At 74.3% G+C, this 1,688-nt stretch carries 3 protein-coding genes; all 3 read right to left on the bottom strand.

Going from position 1 to position 1,688, the window contains the following annotated elements:
• Positions 1-142: 142 nt before the first annotated feature.
• Entirely contained in the window at positions 143-391 is a 249-nt protein-coding gene (locus GUY61_RS38085; protein WP_166634858.1) for an HGxxPAAW family protein, read from the bottom strand.
• A gap of 103 nt (positions 392-494) precedes the next feature.
• Positions 495-1,136, bottom strand: a complete 642-nt coding sequence (locus GUY61_RS38080) for a TIGR02234 family membrane protein (protein WP_166634857.1) — start codon at positions 1,134-1,136, stop codon at positions 495-497.
• A gap of 14 nt (positions 1,137-1,150) precedes the next feature.
• A partial coding sequence (locus tag GUY61_RS38075) for a chorismate-binding protein (protein ID WP_208106969.1) occupies positions 1,151-1,688 on the bottom strand: 538 nt, incomplete at its 5' end.

Genomic DNA, 1,688 nt, shown 5'->3' with positions numbered 1-1,688 from the left:
GGAGACGGCGGGGGCCGTCCGGGGCGTCACGGCATCGGTGTCGGCTTCGGCATCCACGAGGAGGATTCTCCCGTCGTCAAGCACGAAGGCGCAGCCCCTGGGCTGCGCCTTGTCGCGAAGGGTCCGAAAGGGGGACCGCGTCTCAGCCGGCCTGGGCGGCGGACCGGGTACGGTCCTGTCCCTTGCCGTGCGCGTCACTCTTCGGCATGCCCATGCCCGCCTTGCTCATCGCCCATCCGACGATGCCGCCGAGGAACACCAGTCCGATGCCGGCCCAGAAACCCACCGGCTGGGCCATCACCATGAAGGCGCCGGCCACGCAGAAGCCGATGAAGCTGATGGTGACGCCGGTCCAGGCGGCCGGGGTGTGTCCGTGGTTGTTGCCCGCCATGAGTTCTCCTCGTTGCAGTTCGGCGCCTGGGTGGGGGCGCGCGTATGACGCTCGATGACATTGTCCCCGAAGGGGACGGCGGCCGTGCGCTGGGGTGGCCCGGTCAGCTCCGGCGCGTGGGGTCCTCGCCGCGGTCGAGAGCCTTCCACAGCTCCTCGGGCCGCTCCGGATCGGGCGCGGACCGGGGGCGGCGCGGCCGCTGGGTGCCGTCGCGTTCGTAGCGGCCGGACATCGCGGGCCACAGTCGCGCGTAGCGCAGGGCGAGCACTCCGGCGAGCAGCAGGAGCACTCCGCCCGCCGCCGTGACGTAGGGCCACGCGGTGTGGCTGAGCGTCTCGACGGTGCTCGCGGCGTCGCCGCTGACCTCCGCGGCGCGCTCGTCGAGCGCCGAGCGGTCGGAGGCGCCCAGGAAGGCGCTGAGGGCGGCGCCCGCGCCGCTCAGGGCGAGCAGGGCGGCGACGAGGACCCGTCCGGCGCCGCGCACGGCGAGGACGGCGACGAGGGCGGCCAGGCCGACGACGGCGAGCGCGGCCGGTGCGGCGGTGACCGCCCGCCCGTCCGCCTCCAGCGGCAGCCGGCCGCCGGCCAGCGTCGCCGTCCCCTCGGCCCAGGTCTGCCCGGAGGCGAGCAGCACCACGGCCGCGCCGAGCGCCCCCGCGAGGAGGGCTGCGGCGAGGCTGCGCCGGCCGCCGGGGGCAGGGGCGTCTTCGGTCGGGGGGAGGGGTGCGGCACTCACGCACCCCACTATCCCCTATGCCGTCACGCGTCGTTCATCCGGTTGGCGGTGTGCACCGCGCGCAGCACCGCCGCGGCCTTGTTGCGGCATTCGGTGTCCTCGGCGACCGGGTCGGAGTCGGCGACGACACCTGCTCCCGCCTGCACGTACGCCGTGCCGTCGCGCAGCAGCGCGGTGCGGATGGCGATGGCGGTGTCGGAGTCGCCTGCGAAGTCGAGGTAGCCGACGCAGCCGCCGTACAGGCCGCGCCGGGAGGGTTCGAGTTCCTCGATGATCTGCATGGCGCGGGGCTTGGGGGCACCGGAGAGCGTCCCGGCCGGGAAGCAGGCGGTGAGGACGTCGAAGGCGGTGCGGCCCGGCGCGACCCTGCCGGTGACGGTGGACACGATGTGCATGACGTGCGAGTAGCGCTCGACCGACATGAAGTCGACGACCTCGACGCTGCCGGGCTCGCAGACCCGCCCCAGGTCGTTGCGGCCGAGGTCGACGAGCATCAGGTGCTCGGCGCGCTCCTTGGGGTCGGCGAGGAGCTCGTCGGCGAGGGCCTGGTCTTCCTGGGGG

Origin of the sequence: Streptomyces sp. GC420 (genome assembly GCF_009916105.1) — a bacterium.
Lineage (GTDB): Bacteria > Actinomycetota > Actinomycetes > Streptomycetales > Streptomycetaceae > Streptomyces.
This window is presented reverse-complemented; position numbering and strand designations above follow the sequence as displayed.

Excerpts from the sequence above, each read along its gene's own strand:
- GUY61_RS38085 (WP_166634858.1), bottom strand. The coding sequence starts at position 391 with ATGGCGGGCAACAACCACGGACACACCCCGGCCGCCTGGACCGGCGTC.